This is a genomic window from Stakelama pacifica, from assembly GCF_004361835.1.
Taxonomy (GTDB): domain Bacteria; phylum Pseudomonadota; class Alphaproteobacteria; order Sphingomonadales; family Sphingomonadaceae; genus Sphingomonas; species Sphingomonas pacifica.
This window is the reverse complement of the sequence record NZ_SNWD01000021.1, coordinates 1-16,843: the sequence shown is the minus strand read 5'-3', so window position 1 is coordinate 16,843 and position 16,843 is coordinate 1. Positions and strand designations below refer to the sequence as shown.

Below are 16,843 nucleotides of genomic sequence, written 5' to 3'. Positions count from 1 at the left end.
GTCCTCTTCCTTGGATCAGGGCCGATCCGCTTACATCGATTTTTTCACATGCCTGGTCAGCAATGAGCTGAATTTAATTCAGCTCATTGCTTTTCTCCGCCTGTTGGCGCTTCGATCCTTTGCCCACTCGAACGACATCGCCTTGCTTCGGTGCCAGCACGTCCGACAGCGTCACGAAGCCCTCAAGCATGGCATCGGCATGGAGCATCAGGGGTTCGATCCGGCGGGTAAGTATCCTGCCCATCAGCTTTACGCCCAGCCCTTGGCCGGTGAGATCGTGGTGAAGCCAATGCTGGCTGGGCGTCCGCACGATGCTCAACGTCTCGACAAACCTGAAATGCTTCCTGGTGCCGAAGCTCAGGGTGAGCGTCATGTTCGGATCGTCAATCGTGGCCACGCCGGTCAACATGGCGCGCAGGCCTGAGCGCGGATTGTTCGTGAAATAATATCTGATCGCGCCTGGGTCAGGAGAGCCGCATCTGATGGTCACATAGGGGTTCCAACGCTCGAAGCATTCGACGCGGCGAAGAATGATCCAGAGATGGAGGGCGCTGCAGTTGATCGGCGTCCGAGCGTGGATCTGCATGTCCTTGCTTCCGTTCGGGAGAATTGTCGCCTGACGGTCCCGCCGCGCGCGTCTTCCCGCTTGGACGAAATACGGGACCGTCGGCACTTCCCAATGTCGCAACTCCCGCTTCATCGCTCATCTGCCCCGACCGTCGGCGGGCCCTGCTCAGCGTCCCGTGCGGCAGGTGTCGGCACGAACTCAATTCGGCCATCGGAGGCCGAGCTCGAATTCATTTCCATGAGCATGGGACCGCTCACGGAAGGGCGGCTGAAGCCGGGCTCGAACAGCGTCCCGCCGAAAAGATTGAGGTCGCGTGCCTCCGCGCGGCCCATCGCAGCGAGCAGCGTGAAACCGGCGACATAGGCGTCGCGCCGAGCGGTCACGAGCTGCACGCGGCTGTTGAGGAGCTCTTGCTCGGCGTTGAGCACGTCGAGAACATTGCGCGTGCCGACGCTGTTCTCGGCACGAACGCCTTCGACTGCGAGCTCATTGGCGGCCACCGCAGCCTGGGATGACTGGATCACCACCTGCGTCGCCTGATAGCGCGAATAGGCAGCGCGCACCTCCGCGACGACACGACGCTCGACGAAAATGGTTTGTTCGAGTGCCTGGCTCTCGAGCGCATTGGCGCGACGCACTTCGGCTGCGGGCAGACCGCCCTGATATAGCGGGATCGTTGCCGATAGCCCGATGGTTGCTGTGGTCTGTGCCTGCTGGAACACGCGTCCGGGAAGGTTGCCGGTAAGCGTGCCCAGATAATTGTTATAACCGCCGCTTGCCACCGCCGAGAGTCTGGGGAGGCGCGATGCGGCGGCCACGCGGACGTCATAGCGTGCCGCCTTCGCATCTGCTTCGGCTGCGATAAGCTGAGGGTTGTTCTCGATCGCAAGCGACACAGCTTCGACAGGCGATCTGGGAAGACCAGGCAAGGCCGGTGGCTGTTCGAGATCGCGCGCGGGAAGGCCAACGAAGCGCAGATAGTTCTCCAGGCTGGCGTCCAATTGCGCGAGCGCCAGTTCCAATTGTCCCCGCGCGACCGACAGACGGGCCTCGGATTGAGCAACATCGGTTCTGGTCAGGTCGCCCACTTCGAACCGGTCTTGAGACGCCTGCAGGTTGGTCTCGAGAACCGCGACATTCTGCTGGTTAAATTCGACGATCGCGCTGTCGCGCAGGACGTCCATGTAAACCGAGACAATCGCGGTGAAGAGATCGGCCTCGGTGAAGCGCAAGTTCGCGCGTCCAGATTCGACGCGCGCATCGGCGGCCCGGATCGCATTTTTCACGCGTCCGCCCTGATAGAGCGGGAAGGACAGGTTTGCGTTTGCATTGGCGGCGCGCAAGGGAGCAGAAAAGCTGTTCGCGGAGCGGACCACGAATTCCTGATAATCGGCGGTCGCGCTCAGCGTCGGGCGTGCCGCCGCCTTGGCGATGGGCACGCCTTCATCGGTGGCGCGCAGCCCAGCCCTTGCCCCCGTCAGGCTTGGGTTCGTGCGATAGGCATGGATCAGTGCTTGCCGCAGGGTTTCGCCATGGGCGGCGCTGGCCATGGCCAGGGGGACCATGGCCACGAGCCATGTCGCAACCCGCCTGTTCATTTGCCGCCTCCATTGTCCCGATAGGCGAGCAAACGAAGTGCGTTGAAGACGACGAGCAAAGTCGATCCTTCATGAGCCATGACCGCCGGACCTATTCCGAGCCCCATGATCGTTGCCGGCACGAGCAACGCGACCACGCCGAGACTGACCACCAAGTTCTGCCGGATGATCCAGCGCGTGCTACGGCTCAAACCCACCGCGAAGGGCAGGTGGGACAAATCATCGGCCATCAGCGCCACATCCGCAGTCTCCAGCGCGACGTCAGATCCGGCGGCACCCATTGCGATACCGACGGTGGCGTTGGCCATCGCAGGGGCGTCGTTGACGCCATCGCCCACCATCGCGACCGGCATTTCTCCACGTAACTTCTTGATCGTCTCGACCTTGTCCTCCGGCATCAGATCGCCCACCGCCTCGTCGATTCCCACCTGTGCGGCGATCGCGGTTGCGACCTTCTGATTGTCGCCTGAGATCATGATCATGCGGGTGATGCCCAGCGCCTTGAGCCGCTCGATGGCTTCTTTTGCGGCCGCTCGCGGCGTGTCCATGAGCCCGATCGCTCCAAGGTCCCGCTCACCCTTGCGCACAATCATCGTCGTACGGCCCTGCTCGCGAAGGCCTTCGATCGCCGCGGTCATCTCGGCCGACAGCGCAGCGACGCCATCTTGACCGAACATTTCCGCCTTCCCGATCAGCACGACGTCGCCATCAATTCGTGCCTGCACGCCGCGCCCGGTGAGGCTCTGGAGGTCGCTTGCAGGAGGTACGGGCAATTCGTCGAGAAACTGCCGCCCGTCCCGCGCGATTGCCTCGGCCAGCGGGTGATCGCTGAGGCTTTCGACCGCCACGGCAATCGTCATGAGTTCGTCGTCGCTCACTCCGCTCGCGGCCACGATGTCGGTGATGCGCGGACGGCCCTCGGTGAGCGTTCCGGTCTTGTCGAATGCGAGCGCGGTGAGCGAGCCGAGGCTCTCGAGCGGTCCGCCGCCTTTTACCAAGACGCCGCCGCGGGCGGCGCGGGCGACGCCGGAAAGCACGGCGCTCGGTGTGGCGATCGCGAGCGCGCATGGACTGGCGGCAACCAGCACGGCCATCGCGCGATAGAAGCTGTCGCGGAATGGTTCATCGACAACCACCCAGGCGAACAGCAGCACCACGACCAATGCGAGGACCGACGGCACGAAGATCCGCTCGAACCGGTCGGTAAAGCGTTGGGTTGGCGATTTCTGCGTCTCCGCCTCGCTCACCATCTTGACGACCTTGGCCAGCGTGGTGTCCGCGGCAAGACGTGTCACGGCGATCTCGATCGCGCCCGGGCCATTGATGGTGCCCGCGAATACGCGATGCTGAGCGGGCACCTTGTCGGGCTGCGCCGCCGCTTGCGACCGATCCGGTACCGGTTCCTTGTCGACGGGCACGCTTTCGCCCGTAACGGGAGCCTGGTTGACGCTCGATCGACCAACCACCACGAACCCGTCCGCTGCAAGGCGCTCATTGGGTTTCACAACCACAATGTCACCGATCACGAGTTCCTCGACAGGGACTTCGCTCAGCCCGCCAGCGCCGCGCCGCACCATGGCCGTGCGCGGGGCGAGTTCGGCCAAAGCCTCGATCGCGCGCTTTGCCCGTCCCATGGCATAATGTTCGAGCGCATGCCCCAGGCTGAACAGGAACAGGAGAAGTGCGCCCTCTGCCCATGCACCCAAGGCGCCGGCGCCTGCTGCCGCGACCAGCATCAGCGTGTCGATTTCGAAGCGTTTCAGCCGGAGATTATCGATCGCTTCGCGCAGCGTGAACCAACCGCCTAAGATGTAAGCTGCAAGATAGCAGCCGAGAGATATCCATGAGGGAGCCGAGGTGAGCTTCTCGGCGGCAAACCCGCTCGCCAGCAGCGCCCCACATAGTAGCGCGAAGATCAACTCGGTTTGACCGCCGAAGATCCCGCCATGGTCATGGCTGTGCCCTTCTTCCTGCTCATCATGCTTATGATCGCCCGATCCATGGTCGTGCTCATCGCCGCGCTTGCGAGATAGGTCCGATTCCGTGCGAGTGCTGCGCACTCCGAGCCGGCTCAACTCGGCCTGGATCGCCTGCTCTGAGGTTCGCCCGCGATTGAATTCGATCCTGATCGTTCCGGCGGCGTTGGCATCGGCTTCGATCACACCGGGCAGTGCGGATACGCGATCAGCGACCGTTCTTGCCCGGCGTTGGTGGGAAATGCCTTCGAGTTGCCAGACTACATGGCCAAACTGCGCGGTGATCTCGGCACCGGCGCTCTTCACCATTTCGCGGATCCGGGCCAGCGAGATTGCCTCGGGATCGTAGTGGACACACAACTGGGGGACAGCCTCCTCGCCGTTGCCCGCCTGCACATGTGCGTCGTTGATGCCAGGCCGCGCGGTGAGAAGAGCGATCAATCTCGACACGCAGCGGTCCGCCGTATCCGCGACGCCGGGCAGAATGACCGGAAGATCAAGCCGGGCCTTTTCGGTCATCTCAAGTCTCCGATGTTTTGGACGATTGGGCGGAATGCAACATTGGTTGCGCCAATGCTGGACAAGCTAATGCGTGTATGCGGTCCGCAGCGAATCGCGTTTTCGTCTCCACAACAGCCCTTCAGGCCAAGGAAACCGGCAAAAGCCGGCGAGCCGAAGGCCACGCCAGACAAAAAATTGCAGGGGCCGCGCAAACCGGGATGGTGGGAGAAGCTCATCCGCGTCCTCCCAATTTCTGGCGGCATGTCAGCACTGGCCGATTGGCCCGCTCGATGTGCAGTACGGGTCCCGAAATGCGGGCCGTGATCCCGTTCCCGACATAGGTCGGGTCTTGCGAAAAGGCACTGAGCCTCAATGGCTTGCCATCCGGTGGTGTGAGGTCGATCGTCAGGCCATCGCGGAAGACGTCGACGAGATAGCTTCTGCGGTCGCTGCAGACGTAGATATGTCTTTCGATGGCATCGGGATCGGAACCGGGAATGTGATCCTGCGCCTCCCGGTCTTCCGATGCATTCGTACAGCCTGCTAAGGCCAGAGCGGCTGGCAGGAAGAGAATTGTGGTCGCGCGCCTACCCGTCATTGGGCACCTTCCAGAGACGCAATTTGTCGTCGTGGGCGCCTCAGGGGCGCGGCGCCCACGACGCGGCTCTTCTCGCACCCGAGCGATTGCCGACATGCAACCCGAAGGGCCGGAATGCGCGGGCGGGAGCCAATTTGACGCAGATCCTTTGGCGCGACAGATGCTCGATCGGCGCAGCTAAAAGGATCGAAGTTTGACCGCCGCATGCGCTGGATGACCGGGTGGGCGGCGGTCTCCCCCTCCACCAGCGAGGCGGAGGGGAAGTCACGGTGCGTCAGGCAGCGTTCGCGCGGTCGCGCGACCTCGCGTCCGGCGGTACGGACCGCCAGCGCGAGGACCCTTGTCATGCACTCTTCTCCGCGATGGTCTGGCGCGCCTTGCCGCCAAGGACTTCCACCGGCTCCAGCGTCATCAGGCCGACGTCCGGAATATCGTCGAGACCGTCGACAAAAGTCCGCAGCCGCTCTTCCTCATCGACAATCTCGATGACGACGGCCCGATCGCTCTCGAAGACGTGACGGCGGTGGACATGCGCTGATCGGCCAAAACCCAATCGCGCGTCCAGAACGGTGATGCCGGCCAGGCCAGCATCCCTTGCACGCGATGCGATCACCTCGAGCACCTTGCGATCACCAAGATAGGCGCCCTCATCGGTGTAGATTCGCAATAGCTTGATCGTTTCAGTCATAATCTTCTCCTTCACGCCGGTTCTGGTGCAATCGGCGAGGCATTCTCGTCCCGCTTACGCCGACGGTTTTCGATTGCTCCGAGCACCACCTTCGCAATCGACGGCAATACCAACAGGGTGAGAACGGTTGCGGCAATCAACCCGCCGATAACTGTGACTGCGAGCGGCTTCTGGACTTCAGCCCCCGTCCCGGTGGCGATTGCCATCGGAATGAAGCCAATTGCCGGAACAAAGCCGGTCATGATGACTGCACGCATCTTCTCGGCCATGCCTTCCCGGATTGCCTCAACCAGAGGCAGCCCATGCTCCTGACGTTCACGAATGGCCGTCATCACGACCAAACCGTTCAGAACTGAAACACCGGCCAGAACGATAAGCCCGACCGCTGCCGAGACAGAAAAGTTGATACCGGTCAGGGCGAGGGTGAAAATCCCGCCGGCCAAGCCCAGCGGCAAGGTCAGGAAGACCGCAGTTGCTCGTCCGGCCGATCCAAGGGCCACGAAAAGCAGCACGAAGATGGCGACAAAGGCAAGCGGGACCACGATTGAAAGTCGTGATGTCGCGGCTTGCAGGCTCTCGAACTGTCCGCCCCATTCCAGATAATATCCAGCAGGCAGCTTTACCTGAGCAATCTTTGCCTGCGCTTCCTGGACAAACGAACCTGCGTCGCGCCCTTCCAGATTCAACTGCACGACGACACGGCGCTTGCCGTTCTCGCGTCTGATTTCGTTGAGGCCTTCCGTGAGACTTATCTGCGCCACCTGTGCCAAAGGAACCTGCTTCCGCAGTTCGCCGGATTCTTCAGGCAAAAGCACAGGAAGTGAGCGGATGTCATCGAGATTGACCCGCGTTGCGTCAGGCACGCGTACAGTGATGTCGTAGCGCCGATCGCCCTCGTAAAGGAGGCCGGATTCGCGCCCTCCGAGAGCTGCGGCTACAGTATCGGCCACTTCCTGGACTGTCAGGCCGTAGCGAGCGATCATTGCGCGATCGAGTTTTACATCGAGCACGGGCGCACCGCCGACCTGATCGGCCTTTACGCTGCTTGCTCCCGGGATAGTCTGCAGCACCCGCACCATTTCGTTTGCCGTCTGCGACATTTTGTCGAGGTCGTCCCCATAGAGTTTGATCGCTACATCGCCGCGGACACCCGAAATCAGTTCGTTGAAGCGAAGCTCGATCGGCTGACTGACTTCATAAAGCTGACCGAGCTGAGCGCCGGCCGCCTTTTCGATGCGTTCAACTACATCGCCTTTGGTATGGACGCCATCCGGCCACTCGTCCTCTGGCTTCAGAATAACAAAACCATCGGAGACGTTCGGCGGCATCGGGTCGGTTGCGACTTCGGCCGTCCCCGTTTTTGAGAACATCAGTTCCACTTCCGGCAACTTAGCGACCGCTTCCTCGACCTTGCGCTGCATTGCCAGCGATTGTTCGAGACTGACCGAAGGCACCCGGGTGGAGGCAACCGCCAAGTTCTTTTCGTCGAGTTGCGGTATGAACTCCGACCCAAGCAGCCCGAAGACCGGAACGGCCGCCAGAAAGAAAGCGACGCCCCCGGCGATGAACGGGAGTGGCCGTGCAAGCGCCTTGTCGAGAAGAGGCAGATACCGATCCTTGCTCTTGCGGATCAGCCACACCTCCTTCTCGGCGACACGTCCGCGAATGACGATCGCTACCAGCGCAGGCACAAGTGTGATCGCAAGGATAAATGCGGAGACGAGTGCCAGCATGATGGTGATTGCCATGGGCGAGAAGGTCTTGCCCTCGACGCCTGTGAACATGAGGAGCGGCGCGAAGGAAAGAAGGATGATCGCCTGACCGAATACCGTCGGTTTGATCATCTCTTGCGAGGCGTGCATTGTCTCCTCAAGCCGTTCTCGAAGCGAGAGCAGCCGACCTTCATGTTCCTGCCGATGCGCCAGTCGCGCGAGACAGTTCTCGATAATGATTACGGCGCCGTCGACGATGAGGCCGAAGTCCAGTGCGCCAAGGCTCATGAGGTTGCCCGGCACGCCGAATGAATTCATTCCCATCGCCATCATAAGGAACGAGAACGGAATGACCAGAGCGGCGATGATCGCCGCGCGCCAGTTTCCCAGCAGCAGGAACAGCGACGCCGCCACGAGCAGGGCGCCTTCGGTGAGATTGCGTTCGACGGTTCCCACGGTGGCGCTGACCAGCTCGGCGCGGTCGAGAACGATTTTGGCTTCTACGCCCGGCGGCAACGTCTTCGATACCTGATCGATCCTCGCCGAAACGTCCTCGGCAACGATCCGACTGTTTTCGTTGATAAGCATGAGCACGGTGCCGATCACCGCCTCCTTACCGTTCAGACTTCCCGCGCCGGTGCGGAGATCGCCGCCGATCTTGACGTTGGCGATCTGACCGATCGTGATCGGAACGCCGCCTCGCGTGGCTGCAACGGCGTTCCTGATTTCGTCGACGGAACGTGCGCGCGCATCGACGCGAACAAGATAAGCTTCGCCGCCGCGATTGTAGTAATTGGCACCTACGGCAAGATTGGCCTTTTCCAGAGCCTCCCCTAGTTCGCTGTAGGAGATGCCGAAATTGGTTAATTTGGTCGGATCGGGTTCGACAACGAACGTCTTGGCGTAGCCACCGATCGAGTCGACGCCCGCAACGCCCGGCACTGCCTTCAGCTGGGGTCCGATGATCCAGTCCTGCACGGTGCGCAGATAGCCGGCTTTGGCGACCTCGTCGGTGAGCAGGTCGCCTTCGGGCGTGAGATAGCTTCCGTCGGGTTGCCAGCCAGGTTGCCCGGCGACCTTCTTCGCGCCCTTCCCGTCCGGATTGGTATAGCCGACGGTGTACATGACCACTTCGCCCAGGCCCGTTGTCACGGGTCCGATTTGCGGCTGCACACCTTCGGGGAGGTCCTCGGTCACCTGTCTTAGCCGCTCTCCGACCTGCTGTCGTGCGAAGTAAAGGTCGGTGGATTCCGAGAATATCGCTGTAACCTGGCTAAATCCGTTGCGCGAAATCGAGCGCGTCGTCTCTAGTCCTGGAATGCCAGCGAGCGAGATTTCGACCGGATAGGTAACCAGTTTTTCGATTTCGACCGGCGACAGACGCGGATCGACAGTGTTGATCTGCACCTGGTTGCTGGTGATGTCTGGCACTGCATCGATCGGCAACTTGGTCAGCTGCCAGATGCCGAGGCCAGCGATTGCAAGAAAGAGGAACAGGACCATCCAGCGGGCGCGGACGGACAGTGCGATAAGTCGAGCAATCATGAGCTATTCCTCCTCGCCTGCGCCCTTGCCGAGCTCGGCTTTCAGCAGGAACGCATTCGTGGTGGCGATCATCTGACCCGTCTTCAGCCCCGAAGCGATTTCCACGCGTCCGGCGCTGCGCCTGGCAACCGTGACATTGTTCGCGCGAAATCCGTCCTCGGTTCGCACAAAGACGACATCGCGGCCCTCCAGCGTCTGAAGCGCCTCCTCGGGAATTACGATCGCGTCCGACACCTCGCCGCGGCTCGGCAGCAAGCGGACCCGCACCGGCAGCCCTGGCTGGAGGCTTCCCGGAACGTCGAGCACGGCCGTTGCCGAACGCGTTTCCCCGGCAAGACCGGGCGTAATCGCGCGGACGCGTGCCTCGATTGTTCGTCCATCGGGTAACTCCACGACCGCCCGGTCGCCCGGAACGAGCCGCTGCGCATCCGTTGGCCCGACCGCAGCTTCGATTTGCACCTTCGACGGGTCCGCCACTCGGAACAACTCGGTTTCGGGTTGGACATATGCGCCAAGACTGACGTTTTCGCTGGTCACCCGACCGGATATGGGACTGGCAACGACTGAGCCGCTGCCATCGCCCGTGACATTGGCTGCCCTGGCCGCAAGCCGCGCGCGCTGGGCCTCGGCGGCCGCGACAGCAGCTTCGGCTTGCGCCCGCTCATAATCCACGCGAGCCGATACCTGCTGTTGGTAAAGTTGCCGTTCGCGAGCGAGATTGCGCTGAGCAAGAACCGCCTGCGCCTCTGCGGCGGTCTTCGCGGCTGCGATCTGGGCCGCGTCCCGGCTTCGGACGATGGCGAGCGCCTCGCCAGCGCGGACCGGATCACCGAGCCGCTTGTACACGCGGGTCACAGCCCCACTGGCCAAGGCCGTGACAATTGCCTCGCCGGTCGGCGAAGCGGTCACCGTAGCCTGAGCAAGAACCTCCGAACCGAGGCCGCCCGACTGAACCGTCTCCACAGCAATATTAGCCGCCCGGATCGCGTCCGGCGTCATCGCAAGAGTGTCCATAGGAGCGACCGCTTCCTCGGCCTGTTCCTCATTGCCGGTTTCAACGACAGGGTCTGCGGTACATTGCGATACCGCGACAGCTCCGGCGGCGACGAGCAACACCGCACCCGCTCCGCCCAGGATTCGCCTATTGGGTTGGATCATTGAACATCTCCGGAAATCAGGGGCCTGGCCGCGCGAGGAGTTCCAGCGCCGGAAGCCGCGAGGGCAAGAATGTGAAGCGGCGAAAGAGCTCCACCGAGAAAGTTTCCTTGCGCGTGCTGCGAACTGCAACCGAGCCCAGGACTGCGTGCGGTCAAGCAAGTCATTGGCCCGCAAGCCGCAGACAATGGGGTGTGCTCAATATCGATCACGAAGAAAGAGATCATTGCGCTGCCTCCATATCTCCCACAGCGGCGGCCTGACGTTCCAGGGTCGCCTGCGCTTCCGCTCTGGCGCGGCGTGCGGCGATGAGCTCAGCCTGCGTTTCGGAATACGCCTGTTGTGCATCAAGGAGCTCAATCAGCGAGGACTTGCCGGCCCGGTACGAGAGTTCGGCAAGTCGCAAGGCTTCGCGTGCCTGGTTGATGGCGCTGCCTGCCAAAGCCGCGACGCGGGCATCAGCGGCATCGAGCGCGGCTCGCGCATTTGCAATCGCCGCTTGCGTGTTGGTCAAAACGCTATTTCGCCGCGCTTCGGCCGCTTGAATGTCCGACCGGGCGGCCGCGACATTACCTTGATTGCGATCGAACAACGGAAGAGGCACAGACAAGCTCGCGACCAACGCGCGATCGCCCGTTTCGCGAAGCTGCCGCACGCCGACGCCGACAGACGGATCGAGACGGCCTTCGGCGCGAGCTTGGCGCAATTGAGCGTCGGCGATTGCGCGCTCGGCTTCGGCGAGGCGCACGTCGAGTGTTTGTGAGGCGCTAACGATGGGAGGCGGAGGGAGGAGATCGCTCCCGACGAGTTCGGCCGGCGGTATATCCGTTCCGAAAAGCGCTGCAAGTGAACGGCGGGCGGCCTCCTCCTCGGCTTCGGCCGCGCGCAGTGCCGCCGTCGCCTGCGCGAGGGCCGCATCGGCGCGCAGGCCGCGCAGCGGCGGCTCTTTCCCCGCCTCGACAAGCGCGCGCGCGACACGCGACACTTCGCGTGCCCTTGCTTCATTCTCACGGGCGAGGGCCAGGTTGTCACGCGCGGCTACACCAAGCGCGAAGAGATTGCGGACCTGCTGACCGAGATTGGCCCGCGCGATCGCGAAGCGGTATTCCTGAGCGGCAAGTTCGGCTTCACCAAGCGTCATCCGCGCTTTCCGCCGTCCCCCTATGTCGAGCCTCTGATTGACAGAGACGGTCGTCTCCGTTCCGTTGAACCCCGTATAGGGACCTGTACCTGCAAAGTTTTCGACCTCGACGTTGAGGACGGGATTGAAGCGGAATCGCGCCTGACGCAACCGCCCGCGCGCGGCCTCAACATCGGCACGAGCTGCGGCAAGAGCCGGAGATCTCGCGTCAGCTTCCTCGAGCGCCTGGGCAAGCGTCAGGACGGCGGGTAGAGGTCCCGTGCGGACCTCAAGGGGGCCGGACGGGACGGTGGGACCGGCAACCGCCGAATTGTCCACCTGCGCCGCAGCGGGCGTGGCCGATATAGCCACGAGCGCCGCAGCCATGGCGGGCGCAAACATAGGATGCATGTACAAAAAACTCCTGACAAACCAAAGGCGCACGCCCGGCTCGGCCAGGCGAAAGCGTCAGCTGTCAGGCGTTCGGAGGTCGGAAGGTGTCGGAATGAGTCGAGGGTGAAAGGCCCGGGACGATTCGCGCCGGTACAGCTTTGTCCGTGAACACAGCTTCCGGTTCCGGCGCGGCACCGACCGGAATTCCAACATGGTGACCGTGACAGCCGTGAAACTTGATCGAGGTCTTGGAAGGGTCCGACTGGCCGTCGTCGCTCTTTTTCGAAGCGCTCTCACAGCCATCGACAGACGCTACGGTACTCGTGCGGAAGCCCGCTTCGGTGGCATGCGCCATCGCCCCCGCCGTCACTCCGAAGGCGAGAAAGATACCGACAATGATGGATAGCCACCCTTTCATAACCTGCGCATCTAGCCTCTCGTGGATTGGAAAGGAAGAGACAATTGTGCCTCTTGCGAAAATCGCGTGACGCATAGTCGGGCTTTGCCATGATGTTATGTTGTGACATCATCTTACTGTCTGATCATATCCTGTATCATCATGCTTTAATTACAGTAATTCGTACAGAGTTTCTTGACGCCAACAATAATAAGCTCGCCAATCCATGCTGGAGATCAACACAATGCCTTCTAATGTTATTGATGTTTTACATCTTGGTTTCGCGCGATCCGGATTCGACCGGATGGCGCAATATGGCAAACCAGGCGACGGTAGAACCGCCCCTGATGGGACTGTAAAGTTTCAACAAACGCCAACCGCCGCTCACATGAAGCGTGCAGGCCCCGCGAAGTATCGGGAACGAGACAACACGCGTTTCCCACCCTACTTATATATGATAATGTCCTTTATCACACACTCAAATGGACCACGATCGTATGACCGGGACGGCCGCCACATCACCCCCGCAACGCCGCCCCGTCTTCCGGGCCGTCAGCTTCGATGAGGTCGGCGAGGCGATCGGCCGCTTGCTAGCCATCGCCATGCCGTCCACGCGCGCGGCCGAAACCGGCGCATCCGGCAAGGTCGCGGATTTCCTGCTGGCCTGGTGGAACGGCGACGAGTGCGGGCATTTCCCGATCATCCACTTGTGCAACGTCGATGCCGTCATTGCCGAGGATATGCTTACGGTCATGGCCTATCTGGCGCAGGAGTCGACCACCTACGCCGATGCCTGGGGCTACCGCGACGCGATGGGCGACCTTTGGGTGCGCTATCGCGGCGACCCCGCAGAGAGCGTTTAAACGCCTCCGAAGATCCACCGCAAAAGGGATGCCGGCATGATCGAAAATGACGATGAGGCTTTTGCCGACAACTACGCCGAGCGCGACCAAGCCAAGGCGCTGTGCGAGCAGGCGCGCGCGGGCGGGTTGCGTTTCGAGGCGTATCTACCCGGCGACATGGCCGATTGGCTGTTGGCGCAGGTCGAGCGGGGTCATTTCGTTGATCCGTCCGAGGCGGTGTTCGCGATCGTCAAGAACTTTATCGACATGGAGCCGCACCGCGATTTGCGCGACGAGCTGCTACGCCGGATATTAGACGATTCGGTTGCGCGCGGGCTTGAGGACGTGAAGGCGGGCCGCGTTCGTCCCGCTGATGAGATGTTTGACGAATTGCGCCGGGAGCTGGCGAAGCCTCGCCCCGAGCCGGCCCGTTGGCAGAAGATCGCACGATGAACCAGCTCGCCCCCCTGCCCTCGCCGGCGCTGGCGTTGCCGGCCTTGATCGCGGCGGCCGACGACGCCACGCGGCTGCGCTTTCTCGAATTCTTCGCCGTCACCATTCGCAACCCGCATACGCGCCGCGCCTATATGCGCGCGGCCGGCGACTTCCTGGCCTGGTGTGAGGCGCGCGGCGTCGCCTCGCTTGAGGCCGTGCAACCGCTCCACGTCGCGGCCTGGGTCGAGGCGCTGGGGCGCGAGCTGGCCGCGCCCAGCGTCAAGCAGCAGCTCGCCGGCGTGCGCCACCTGTTCGACTGGCTGGTGACGGGCCATATCGTGCCGGTGAACCCTGCCGGATCGGTGCGCGGGCCGGCGCATAGCCAGCGGCGCGGCAAGACGCCGGTGCTGGCCCCGGACGAGGCGCGGCGGTTGCTCGACAGCATCGACGTGACCACCCATGCGGGCCTGCGCGACCGCGCCCTGATCGGGTTGATGGTCTATAGTTTCGCGCGGATCGGCGCGGCGCTGGCGATGCGGGTCGAGGACGTGTTCATGCAGAACAGGCGGCTATGGGTCCGACTGCACGAGAAAGGCGGCAAGCGCCATGAAATGCCCTGCCATCACAATCTAGAGGATTATCTGACCGCCTATATCGACGGGTGCGCGCTGCGTGAAGATCGCAAGGGATCGCTGTTCCGCACGATCGCACGCGGGACTAAGCGACTAAGCGATTCCCCCCTGCCCCAAGCCAATGCCTTCGCGATGGTGCGCCGGCGCGCAGGCGCGGCCGAGATCGGGACGGCGATCGGCAACCATTCGTTCCGCGCGACCGGAATCACCACCTATCTGAAAAACGGCGGCACGTTGGAGACGGCCGCGACGATGGCGAACCACAGCTCTACCCGCACGACCCAGCTCTATGACCGCCGGCCCGATGACGTGACGCTGGACGAGGTGGAGCGGGTGTTGATCTAGGCGGCGATCGCCGGCGCACATCCCCAGCGCCCGCCCTGCCAATGGAACCCTACCTGCTGCGCGTTGCTGATCGCGGGCGGCTCGCCCTTGCACCAGAAACCGAGCATCTTGCCCCGATCGTCCAGATGAGCGTCGGCGACGATCGCGCGCGCGGCCTGGATGAATTGCCCATGCCCGAACACATAGACCAGCGAAGCGGCCGGCATGGCGGCGAGGCGGGCAAGCGCCGCCTCGCAGCGCCGGAGCAGAGTGGCGAAGCTCTCCGCCCCCTCCCCGTCGCAATAATCAGGATCGGCCTCGCTCCAATAGCGTTCGAGGTGCGGCATCCGCTCGGCGCTGCGCGTGCCGTTCCAGCGCGCCGGTTGCAGATAGGTGAACTCTTCTATCGGCCAGACTTCGACCGGGACGCCGGGGAAGCGCGCGATCGTCGGCGCGGCCGTCTGCCGGGTGCGGGTATAGGGCGATGTGACGATGAGCGCGGGCGCTTGCGTCCAGCTCGCCGCGACCTGGCGCGCTTGTTCGTGGCCGTGCTCCGTCAGCTCGATCGTCGCGAGATCGTGACACGGCACGCCGGCGTTGCCTGTAGATTCGCCGTGGCGGATGAAGATCGCCCGCATATGCGTCATCTATCCGAATACCTCGCTATGCGAGCCAAGGCGCGCGAGGCGCAGCGTTTCGTCGTCGGGCTTGGCGTAGATCAGCACCAGATCGGGCTTGACGTGGCAATCGCGGTAGCCCGCCCAATCGCCGCTCAGATCATGGTCGCGGTATTTGGGATCAAGCGGCGTGTCGGTCGCGAGCGCGGCCAGGACAGGCAGAAGATCGGCATCGAGGGTCGCTCGATGCCGGCCCTTTGATTCCCGCTTGTAGTCGCGCTTGAACCGGGTCGAACGATCAATCGTCCGCATGGAGGTCCGCCATCAGCGCATCGACGCTGGCGAACTTGGTCCCCTTCCCCGCCGCCAGCTCTGCCATTGCCTCGCGTGTCGCGGCGTTCGGAACCTTGACCTCGAAAGGCAAGCGCCGTTCGTCGGCGATACGCAGCATCAGCAGCCGGATAGCGTCGGAGATCGAAAGGCCCATCGCGCCCAGCGCGGCGGTGGCGCGTTCCTTCGTCGTATTGTCGATCCTGGCGCGGACATAGGTGTCGGAAACAGCCATTGGGATTTCCTTCTGAAAACGTAGTCCCAGTGTAGTCACAAAATCTGATTTTGGCAATGGGTGCGGTGATTATGCGCCTGCCGCTGGCGCGGCACCGTGGCTCTAGTCGCTCACGCTCCCCAAGCCCGCAAGCGGTCTTGGCCCAAGGTAACGATCCACATGGCGGAAGCGAGATCGCTGCGCGGATCTCGCGCAGCAGTGCCGGCGTGTGCCGGCGCCGATCCTGTTTGAAGGGGGGAAAGGCGGTCCCGGCCGCCTCTCCCCCGCAACGGCAATCAGCGGGACCGTGGCTCACTCGGCTGTGCCTCCCTGCGCCGCGCACCACTCCCGCAGATTCCCGCTGCCCCCTCTCTCGCCGGCGTTCTTGGGCGTCCGTGTTCCGGCCGATGGCATGGCCATCGCCGGACAGGCGATTTGAAGGGAGTAAAGACGATGACCCACGAAACCCGCGAAAGCTGGCTCAATGCCGTGGCGCAGGGCATGGCTCCGCTGTTCGAGGCGCTGGACGCCCCCCTGCCCGACCGCGTGCGCGTGGCGATCGGCTTCACCAGCAGAGGCGCGAAGGGCAAGGCGATCGGTGAGTGCTGGGACAACCGACTTAGCGCGGACGGGCATTTTGAAATCTTCATCCGCCCGGACCTAGCGCACGCGCCCGATGCGATGCCGGCGCAGATCGCGGCCATCCTCGCGCATGAGCTGGTCCATGCCGCCGTCGGCATCCCGGCAGGGCATGGGAAGGCGTTTAAACGGGTCGCGCTGGGGCTGGGGTTGGTCGGGCCGATGCGCGCCACCACCCCCGGCGAGGCGTTCCTTGCGGCCGTCGCACCGATCCTCGATGCCGCTGGCCCCCTTCCCCATGCCCGTCTCGACACGGACGGGGAGTCGACCGCGCCCAAGAAGCAGAAAACCCGGATGCTGAAATGCGAGTGCGCGACGTGCGGCTATACCGCGAGGACCGCGCGCAAATGGCTTGAGCAGGCCGGAGCGCCGCTTTGCCCGATCGAGGATCACGGCCAGATGAGCCATGAGCCGCTGGACGATGACAGCGAGGATGAGGGCGGCGAGGACGGCTAGACGCCCTGCCCTTTCATCCGATAGCCGCTTGCGCTATGACCACATGCAAACATGAGTTCATGTAAGGTTATTCACATGCCAACAATCGCGATCATCAGCCAGA

At 62.9% G+C, this 16,843-nt stretch carries 15 protein-coding genes; 4 read left to right on the top strand and 11 right to left on the bottom strand.

Annotation, left to right across the window (positions count from 1 at the left end; genetic code table 11):
* Nucleotides 1-73: 73 nt before the first annotated feature.
* The 8 genes from EV664_RS18315 to EV664_RS18280 form a co-directional block, all read right to left on the bottom strand.
* Nucleotides 74-700 carry an SRPBCC family protein gene (locus tag EV664_RS18315; RefSeq protein WP_147395514.1) on the bottom strand — a complete coding sequence of 209 codons (627 nt, stop codon included), beginning with the start codon at nucleotides 698-700 and terminating at the stop codon, nucleotides 74-76.
* Entirely contained in the window at nucleotides 697-2,166 is a 1,470-nt protein-coding gene (locus EV664_RS18310) for a TolC family outer membrane protein (RefSeq protein ID WP_024020859.1), read from the bottom strand. Before EV664_RS18310 ends, EV664_RS18315 begins: the two co-directional genes overlap by 4 nt.
* On the bottom strand, nucleotides 2,163-4,661 hold the full coding sequence (locus tag EV664_RS18305; RefSeq protein WP_024020858.1) for a heavy metal translocating P-type ATPase: 2,499 nt from the start codon (nucleotides 4,659-4,661) through the stop codon (nucleotides 2,163-2,165). The genes EV664_RS18310 and EV664_RS18305 overlap by 4 nt, the downstream gene beginning before the upstream one ends.
* Before the next feature lie 214 nt (nucleotides 4,662-4,875).
* Nucleotides 4,876-5,241, bottom strand: a complete 366-nt coding sequence (locus EV664_RS18300; protein ID WP_024020857.1) for a hypothetical protein — start codon at nucleotides 5,239-5,241, stop codon at nucleotides 4,876-4,878.
* Nucleotides 5,242-5,584: 343 nt separating this feature from the next.
* Nucleotides 5,585-5,929, bottom strand: coding sequence for a DUF190 domain-containing protein (locus EV664_RS18295; protein WP_031309925.1), 345 nt, complete (start codon nucleotides 5,927-5,929; stop codon nucleotides 5,585-5,587).
* Nucleotides 5,930-5,940: 11 nt separating this feature from the next.
* Nucleotides 5,941-9,186, bottom strand: coding sequence for an efflux RND transporter permease subunit (locus EV664_RS18290; protein WP_120326040.1), 3,246 nt, complete (start codon nucleotides 9,184-9,186; stop codon nucleotides 5,941-5,943).
* Between the two features lie 3 nt (nucleotides 9,187-9,189).
* Nucleotides 9,190-10,344 (bottom strand): efflux RND transporter periplasmic adaptor subunit, encoded by a 1,155-nt coding sequence (locus EV664_RS18285; protein ID WP_120326039.1) that lies wholly within the window; start codon nucleotides 10,342-10,344, stop codon nucleotides 9,190-9,192.
* A 220-nt stretch (nucleotides 10,345-10,564) separates the two neighbouring features.
* On the bottom strand, nucleotides 10,565-11,863 hold the full coding sequence (locus EV664_RS18280; RefSeq protein ID WP_229668383.1) for a TolC family protein: 1,299 nt from the start codon (nucleotides 11,861-11,863) through the stop codon (nucleotides 10,565-10,567).
* Nucleotides 11,864-12,748: 885 nt separating this feature from the next.
* Here EV664_RS18280 and EV664_RS18275 point away from each other — a divergent pair.
* The 3 genes from EV664_RS18275 to EV664_RS18265 are packed head-to-tail and all read left to right on the top strand — an operon-like array spanning nucleotide 12,749 to nucleotide 14,505.
* Nucleotides 12,749-13,114, top strand: coding sequence for a DUF7673 family protein (locus EV664_RS18275; protein WP_031309922.1), 366 nt, complete (start codon nucleotides 12,749-12,751; stop codon nucleotides 13,112-13,114).
* 36 nt (nucleotides 13,115-13,150) lie between these two features.
* On the top strand, nucleotides 13,151-13,546 hold the full coding sequence (locus EV664_RS18270) for a CopG family transcriptional regulator (protein ID WP_031309921.1): 396 nt from the start codon (nucleotides 13,151-13,153) through the stop codon (nucleotides 13,544-13,546).
* Complete coding sequence (locus EV664_RS18265) at nucleotides 13,543-14,505, top strand: tyrosine-type recombinase/integrase (RefSeq protein ID WP_024020849.1); 963 nt, start codon at nucleotides 13,543-13,545, stop codon at nucleotides 14,503-14,505. Before EV664_RS18270 ends, EV664_RS18265 begins: the two co-directional genes overlap by 4 nt.
* Here EV664_RS18265 and EV664_RS18260 read toward each other — a convergent pair.
* Genes EV664_RS18260 through EV664_RS18250 form a run of 3 tightly spaced genes read right to left on the bottom strand, consistent with a single transcriptional unit; the run spans nucleotide 14,502 to nucleotide 15,666 of the window.
* On the bottom strand, nucleotides 14,502-15,122 hold the full coding sequence (locus EV664_RS18260) for a histidine phosphatase family protein (protein ID WP_031309920.1): 621 nt from the start codon (nucleotides 15,120-15,122) through the stop codon (nucleotides 14,502-14,504). The genes EV664_RS18265 and EV664_RS18260 overlap by 4 nt on opposite strands.
* A 9-nt stretch (nucleotides 15,123-15,131) precedes the next feature.
* Nucleotides 15,132-15,413, bottom strand: a complete 282-nt coding sequence (locus EV664_RS18255; RefSeq protein ID WP_004212931.1) for a type II toxin-antitoxin system YafQ family toxin — start codon at nucleotides 15,411-15,413, stop codon at nucleotides 15,132-15,134.
* On the bottom strand, nucleotides 15,400-15,666 hold the full coding sequence (locus tag EV664_RS18250; protein ID WP_004212930.1) for a type II toxin-antitoxin system RelB/DinJ family antitoxin: 267 nt from the start codon (nucleotides 15,664-15,666) through the stop codon (nucleotides 15,400-15,402). Before EV664_RS18250 ends, EV664_RS18255 begins: the two co-directional genes overlap by 14 nt.
* A 432-nt stretch (nucleotides 15,667-16,098) precedes the next feature.
* Here EV664_RS18250 and EV664_RS18240 point away from each other — a divergent pair, with 432 nt between their 5' ends.
* Nucleotides 16,099-16,740: a transcription elongation protein SprT gene (locus EV664_RS18240; protein ID WP_024020847.1), complete on the top strand. Its 642-nt coding sequence runs from the start codon at nucleotides 16,099-16,101 to the stop codon at nucleotides 16,738-16,740.
* Nucleotides 16,741-16,843: the final 103 nt, after the last annotated feature.